Below are 6,670 nucleotides of genomic sequence, written 5' to 3' on the forward strand. Positions count from 1 at the left end.
GCCCCGGGCGGTGCAGGCCCGAGAGGGTGTCGCCGGCCGCGACCGAAGGCAGCGCCGCGGCGAGCGCCTCGGCCCAGCGCGCCAGCGTCGGCTCGTCGGCGAGGTCGAGGCGGCGCATCTCCTCCAGGCTGAGCTCGACCAGACGCTCGGAGCTGACCGCGCGCGCATAGCGGATGGACAGCACGTACTCGTCGTCCATCGCCTGCGCGCCCGGCACACGCGCCCACAGCGCGGCGTCGTAGAGCTTGAAGCCGAGCCAGCGCAGCTCGCCACGGCCGATCTCGCGCAGCCCGGCCTCGCTCGCCGCGAGCTGCGGCGGCAGGCCGAGCGCGTGCACCGTCTGCATGGCCAGCAGCATGCAGCAGGCGAGCACGCTGCCGAGCTCGCGCGCGCGGCGGGCGTGCGGGGCGCGTACGAGCCGGTTGAGGCCGCGCCTCAGGCGTTGCGTGGCGCGCGCGGGAAAGCGGGTCGGTGCGTTCATGGGCTCACCTCCGGGTTCAGGATGAAGCGGCAAGCAGCGTCGATCGCGGCCGCGCCGGCCGCGACGCTTCAGCCGGCTCGCGAGGCCGCGCCGGCGTGCGCGAACACATAGTGGTGCACGTCGATGTCGCCGGTGTCGAAGCCCGCCTCGCAGTACGCAAGATAGAAACGCCACATGCGCAGGAAGCGCTCGGGGAAGCCCTGGGCGCGCACCGCCGCTGCCTGCGCGTCGAAGCTGCGCTGCCAGTGCGCCAGCGTGCGCGCGTAGTCGCGCCCGAAGGCGAAGTCACCGACCACCTCGAGCCCGGCGCGCCCGGCCTGCTGCGCCACCGCGCCCGGGCTGGGCAGCATACCGCCCGGGAAGACGTGGCGCTGGATGAAGTCGGTGCCGCGGCGGTAGCGCGCGAACAGCCCGTCGGCGATGGTGATCGCCTGCACCACGCAGCGCCCGCCCGGTTTCAGCAGGGCCGAGAGCTGGGCGAAGTAGGTCGGCCAGAAGCGCTCGCCCACCGCCTCGATCATCTCGATCGACACCACGTGGTCGTAGTGGCCGCGCACATCGCGGTAGTCGCACAGCTCGAAGTCCACCCGGTCAGCAAAGCCGCCGCGCTCGGCGCGCGCACGGGCGAACTCCAGCTGTGAAGGCGACAGCGTGATGCCGAGCACCTTGCAGCCGAACTCGGTGGCGGCGACCTCGGCGAAGCCGCCCCAGCCGCAGCCCACCTCCAGGAGGGTCTGCCCCGGCTGCACGCCGAGCTCGCCGAGGATGCGGCGGTACTTGCGCAGCTGGGCGTCCGCCAGCGACTCGTCCGGCGAGGCGAACACCGCCGCCGAATAGGTCATGGTGGGGTCGAGCCACAGCGCGTAGAAATCGTTGCCGAGGTCGTAATGGGCCTCGATGTTGCGGCGCGAGCCGGTGCGGGTATTGGCACGCAAGAGGTGCTGCAGGCGGTGGCTCAGCAGGCGGAACATGCGGCCGTAGATCGCGCCCTGCAGGCGGCTGCGGTTCGCCGACAGCAGGCGCAAGAGGCTGGTGAGGTCCTCGGTGTCCCACAGGCTGTCCATCCAGGCCTCGCCGAAGCCGATGTCGCCGCGTGCGAGCACCTCGTCGAACACGGCGTGGTCGCGCACGCGCAGGTGGGCGACGAGCGGGCCGTGGCCGGCGCGCACGCGCAGGCCGTCGGGCAGTTCCACCGCGAGCGCGCCGCCGTCGAGGCGGTCGAGCATCTCCAGGCACAGCCGCGTGGCGCGCGGCAGGCGCGCGAGGCGCAGGCCGGCGAGCGGCTGCAGGGCGTGGTCGAGTGCGTTCATCAGGTGGTCTCCTCGATCGGGGGTGGCGGCTTGCGGAAGAAGCTCACCCGCCGCAGCGCAAGGCGCAGCGCCTGCCAGTGGATACGGGCAACAACGCCCAGGGTCATGAAGGGTTGGCGCGCGAGCCATTTGCGCATCGCGCCGCCGTCGAGCGCCTGCGCGCGGCCGGACAGCCGGGTGGAGAGCTGCAGTTCGCCGCCGTCCCACAGGTCGATCGACACCGCATGCACCGCGCCGCGCTGCTCGAAGCGGAAGCGGTACTCGCCGCGCACCGGGAAGAAGGGCGAGACGTGGAAGCACTTGCTGGCGCCCAGCTCGTCGCCCGCCACGATCGGGCGCAGGTCGGCGTGGTGCACCAGATAATTGTGACGCTCGCCGAAGGTGTTGCTGACCTCGGCCAGCACCACGCGCAAGGCGCCTGCACGGTCGTGACAGAACCAGAAGCTGACCGGGTTGAAGACGAAGCCGAAGATGCGCGGCATGGTCTGCAGCACGACCTCGCCGTCGCAGATTTCCTCCAGGCCCTGCCCGCGCAGCAGCGCCTGGATCCACGGCAGCAGCGGCGAGCCGTCGCGTGCGCCGTGGTCGCGATTGCGGAAGCTGAACACGCTGGCGCGCTCGATGCCGAGCAGCGGGGCGCGCAGGGTGGCGAGCCGCGACAGCGGCAGGCGCAGGAAGGCGGTGGGGTAGACGAAGCGGTTGTGCGCCTGGACGTGGCGCTCGTGCATCACCGCGCCGAAGCACACCGCGGGCTGCAGCGCATCCGCCGCCGCACCGGCTTCGGCCGACGCCTGCTGCCGCGCGTCGCCAGCCACGTGCAGCCGCGCGTCCACCTGCCGAGCGGCACTCATCACGCCGCCGCCTCCAGCGGCGCGGGCTGCTGCACGTCGGCGACCGGCACGCGGCCGCGGCGCCAGGGCACTTCGACGCCCATGGCCTCGACCACCGCGACCGCCGACTTGAGGCCGTCCTCATGGAAGCCGTAGCCGGTCCATGCGCCGGCGAACCAGCAGCGCTCGCGGCCCTGGATGGCGGGCAGCGCGGCCTGGGCGTCGATCGCGCCATGGTCGAACACCGGGTGGGCGTATTCGATGCGGCGCAAGGTCTTGTCGGCCGCGGGCTCGGTGAAGGGGTTCAGCGACACCACCACCGGGGTCTGGAACGGCAGGGGCTGCAGGCGGTTGATGAGATAGCTCACCGACACCGGGCGCGCGTCGGGCGCGCCCTTGCCGGCGAGGTAGTTCCACGCCGACCACACCTTCGGCCGGCGCGGCAGCAGCGCGGTGTCGGTGTGCAGGTACGCGACGTTGTCCTGGTACTGCACCGCGCCGAGGATGCGACGCTCTTCCGGCGTGGCCTCGCCGCCGAGGATGGCCAGGGCCTGGTCGCTGTGGCAGGCGAAGACGAGCTCGTCGAAGCGCTCCGCCCCGGCCGCGGTGTGCACCCACACCGCATCGGCGCCGCGCACGACGCGCTGCACCGGCGCATTCACCCTCACGTCCTCGAGGCGGGAGAGCATGTGGCGCACGTAGCTGCGCCCGCCGCCCTTCACCGTCATCCAGGACGGGCGGTCGAGGATCTGCAGCAGGCCGTGGTTGTGGCAGAACTGCACGAAGGTCGCGAGCGGGTAGGCCAGCATGGTGCGCGTCGGGCACGACCAGATCGCCGCGGCCATGGGCAGCAAGTACCAGTCGCGGAAGGCCTGCGAGTAGCCCTCCAGGTCGAGGTACTCGCCGAGCGACAGGGCCGGCATGGAACGCTCGTGCGCCATGCGCGTGGTCTCGCGATTGAAGCGCAGGATGTCGCGCAGCATGGAGAGGAAGGCCGGCCGCACCAGATTGCTGCGCTGGGCGAACACGGTGCCGAGGTCGGTGCCGGCCCATTCGAGCTCGGGCTCGGCGAGGCTGACGCCGAAGCTCATCTCGGTCTCGACGGCCTCGACCTGCAGCAGCGCGAACAGCGCGCACAGGTTGGGGTAGGTGCGGCGATTGAAGACCAGGAAGCCGGTGTCGACCGGATGGGTGAGGCCGTCGACCGTAACGTCGATGGTGTTGGTGTGGCCGCCGACGTAGCTGCCCGCCTCGAACAGCGTCACACGGTGCTGCGGCGCGAGCAGCCACGCGGTCGAGAGGCCGGCGATGCCGCCCCCGATCACCGCGATGCGCCGCCCCGGGCCGCCCCGGCCCGCCTCGCCCGCGGCGTGCAGGCGCTCGATCTCACCCATCTTCATGGCACTTACTCCGGCGCGTTCTCGCCCTCGATGAGGGCGTAGGCGGAATGGTTGTGGATGGACTCGAAATTCTCCGACTGCACCCGCCACGAGGCCACGCGCCCGTCGGCGCGCAGGCGCAGCGCGATGTCGCGCACGAGGTCCTCGACGAACTTGGGGTTGTCGTAGGCGCGCTCGGTGACCCACTTCTCGTCCGGGCGCTTGAGCAGGCCGAAAACCTCGCACGAGGCCTCCTCTTCCGCCATGCGCACCAGCTCGCGCAGGCCGAGGTCGCCACGCAGCGTGGCCGAAAGGGTGATGTGCGAGCGCTGGTTGTGCGCGCCGTAGGCGGAGATCTTCTTCGAGCACGGGCACAGGCTGGTCACCGGCACCACCGCCTCGAGCGTGCTGCGGATCTCGCCGCGCTCGGCCTTCTCCACCACCACGCGGGCGTCGATGTCGAGCAGGCTCTCGACGCCCGAGACCGGCGCGGCCTTCTTCATGAACCAGGGGAAGCGCGCCTCGATGCGGCCGCTGCTGGCCTCGAGGCGCAGCAGCATGTCGGCGAAGAGGCCGCGCAGGCCGTCGAGGTCGAGCGCGTCGCGCTCGGCCTCGAGGAGCTCGACGAAGCGCGACATGTGCGTGCCCTTCACGTCCGCGGGCAGGCCGACGGTCATCTCGAGCGTGGCGACGGTGTGCTGCACGCCGCCGTCGAGGTCGCGCACCGCCATCGGGTAGCGCAGGCCGCGCACGCCGACGTGCTGGATCGCCAGCGCGCGATGGTCGGCGCTGGATTGCACGTCGGGCAGGAAGAACTTTTCCGGGGCGTTCATGAGTGATCCTATTGCTTGTTGGGGAGGGGACGCAGCGGGAGATCCGCGCGATGGACGAAGAGCAGGAGTTCGAGCGGGGTCTGAGCCTGGGTTGCAGGCCCCGTGTCCACGACGAGCCTCGCGGGAGCGCCGGCCGCTACCGCCGCCACGACCTGGGGCTGGGCGGCCGAAGCCGCGGAAATCCCGAAGGAGACGAGGGCCGCCGCGGCGAAGAGCATGCCGGCGCGCCTGGAGAGCGAATTCGCGTTCATGGCCGTGTCCTGGACAAGCGTTGATGACGATTCCACGATAGGCCAGCCCCGAGGACCTGTCAACACTTTGTCCAGGACAAACTTAAATTCTTCGCGACTCTGCCGAGATCGCCCCGGCATGCTTCGAGAACAATGCACTCCCCGCCGCTGCGATCCGGTATTACGCTTTCCCGAAGACCCCATCCCGCACGAGAGGCCCGCCCTGGACACCAGCTCGCTCGCCATCTACCCGATCGTCGCCGGCCTGCTCGGCGGCATCGGCCTGTTCCTGCTCGGCATGCACCTGCTCACCGAGGGCCTCAAGCTCGCCGCCGGCCGGGCGCTCGAGGGCCTGCTCGAGCGCGGCACGGCCACGCCCCTGCGCGGCCTCGGCGCCGGCATGACCGTGACCGCGCTGGTGCAGTCCTCCACCGCGGTCACGGTGGCGAGCATCGGCTTCGTCAACACCGGCCTGCTGTCGCTGCAGAACGCGATGTGGGTGATCTTCGGCTCCAACGTGGGCACCACGCTCAACGCCTGGCTGGTCGCGGCGCTCGGCTTCAGCTTCAGGATCGACGCCTTCGCCCTGCCCTTCGTCGGCCTCGGCGCGATCCTGATGCTGGCCGGCCGCACGCTGCGCCAGCGCGCGCTCGGCCAGGCGCTCGCCGGCTTCGGCGTACTCTTCCTCGGCATCGACGCGCTCAAGGACACCTTCTCGGGCTTCGGCGCGGCGATGAACCTGCAGGACCACATCGCGCCCGGCCTCGTCGGCTGGCTGATCCTGGTCGGCATCGGCACCCTGCTGACGGTGCTGATGCAGGCCTCGGGCGCGGTGATCGCGATCATCATCACCGCCGCCCAGGGCGGGCTGATGTCGATCGAGGCGGCGTGCGCGATGGTGATCGGCACCAACATCGGCACCACCTCGACGGCGATCCTGTCGGCGCTCGGCGCGACCTCGAACGCGCGCCGGCTGGCGGCGACCCACGTGATCTTCAACCTGGTGACCGGCGCGGTGGCGATCGCGCTGCTGCCGCTGCTGGTCAGCCTGCTCGGCGCGCTGCGCAACTGGTTCGAGCAGCCGGCGACACCGGCGGTGATGCTGGCGATGTTCCACACCGCCTTCAACCTGCTCGGGGTGCTGCTGATGGTGCCGCTGGCGCGTCCGCTGCGGCGCTACCTGGCGGGCCACTTCCGCAGCCGCGAGGAGGAGATCGCCCGCCCGCGCTACCTGGACGCGCCCTCGCTGGCGGTGCCCGACCTGGCGCTGCGCTCGCTGCGCCTGGAGCTGGGCCGCACGCAGTCCTTCGCACTGACCGCGCTGACCGCAGCCACGCGGGTGCCGCCGGACGAGCCCTGGATCGAGCGCCAGGCGAGCGCGCTCGATGCGCTCGCGCCGGCGATCGGCGACTACGTGCGCAAGCTCAACGCCATGCGCCTGCCGCCGGCGCTGGTCGAGGCGGTGGCGCACAGCCTGCGCGCGCTGCAGTACCAGGAGAGCGCGGTGACCGCGGTGCGCCAGGCCTGCGCGCTGGCCACCACGCTGGGGGCGCCGCCGGGCGCCGGGCTGGAGCCGGTCGCCGCGGCCTTCCGCCAGGCTACCGGCG

Annotated in this window: 7 protein-coding genes; 1 reads left to right on the forward strand and 6 read right to left on the reverse strand. The window is 71.6% G+C overall.

The genetic code is table 11. The features are described 5' to 3' along the window. From C667_RS18870 to C667_RS18895, 6 genes are all read right to left on the reverse strand, one after another. Positions 1-481, reverse strand: a 481-nt coding sequence (locus C667_RS18870; protein WP_004376235.1) for a hypothetical protein, incomplete at its 3' end; no start/stop codon positions are given. 68 nt (positions 482-549) lie between these two features. Beyond that, positions 550-1,791: an SAM-dependent methyltransferase gene (locus tag C667_RS18875; RefSeq protein ID WP_004376237.1), complete on the reverse strand. Its 1,242-nt coding sequence runs from the start codon at positions 1,789-1,791 to the stop codon at positions 550-552. After that, positions 1,791-2,642 (reverse strand): DUF1365 domain-containing protein, encoded by an 852-nt coding sequence (locus tag C667_RS18880; RefSeq protein WP_004376239.1) that lies wholly within the window; start codon positions 2,640-2,642, stop codon positions 1,791-1,793. Before C667_RS18880 ends, C667_RS18875 begins: the two co-directional genes overlap by 1 nt. Further along, positions 2,642-4,021 (reverse strand): NAD(P)/FAD-dependent oxidoreductase, encoded by a 1,380-nt coding sequence (locus tag C667_RS18885; RefSeq protein ID WP_004376241.1) that lies wholly within the window; start codon positions 4,019-4,021, stop codon positions 2,642-2,644. Before C667_RS18885 ends, C667_RS18880 begins: the two co-directional genes overlap by 1 nt. 5 nt (positions 4,022-4,026) lie before the next feature. Beyond that, a complete protein-coding gene (gene folE2 / locus C667_RS18890) occupies positions 4,027-4,833 on the reverse strand; it encodes a GTP cyclohydrolase FolE2 (protein WP_004376243.1) in 807 nt (268 codons plus the stop codon). Positions 4,834-4,841: 8 nt separating this feature from the next. Further along, positions 4,842-5,084, reverse strand: a complete 243-nt coding sequence (locus C667_RS18895) for a hypothetical protein (protein WP_004376245.1) — start codon at positions 5,082-5,084, stop codon at positions 4,842-4,844. Between the two features lie 277 nt (positions 5,085-5,361). On the opposite strand from C667_RS18895, the gene C667_RS18900 reads away from it, so the two are divergent. Beyond that, positions 5,362-6,670, forward strand: a 1,309-nt coding sequence (locus C667_RS18900) for a Na/Pi cotransporter family protein (RefSeq protein ID WP_051174694.1), incomplete at its 3' end; no start/stop codon positions are given.

It is taken from the genome of Thauera phenylacetica B4P, from assembly GCF_000310225.1.
GTDB classification, from domain to species: domain Bacteria; phylum Pseudomonadota; class Gammaproteobacteria; order Burkholderiales; family Rhodocyclaceae; genus Thauera; species Thauera phenylacetica.

Excerpts from the sequence above, each read along its gene's own strand:
- C667_RS18875 (WP_004376237.1), bottom strand. The coding sequence starts at position 1,791 with ATGAACGCACTCGACCACGCCCTGCAGCCGCTCGCCGGCCTGCGCCTC.
- C667_RS18880 (WP_004376239.1), bottom strand. The coding sequence starts at position 2,642 with ATGAGTGCCGCTCGGCAGGTGGACGCGCGGCTGCACGTGGCTGGCGAC.
- C667_RS18885 (WP_004376241.1), bottom strand. The coding sequence starts at position 4,021 with ATGAAGATGGGTGAGATCGAGCGCCTGCACGCCGCGGGCGAGGCGGGC.
- folE2 (WP_004376243.1), bottom strand. The coding sequence starts at position 4,833 with ATGAACGCCCCGGAAAAGTTCTTCCTGCCCGACGTGCAATCCAGCGCC.
- C667_RS18895 (WP_004376245.1), bottom strand. The coding sequence starts at position 5,084 with ATGAACGCGAATTCGCTCTCCAGGCGCGCCGGCATGCTCTTCGCCGCG.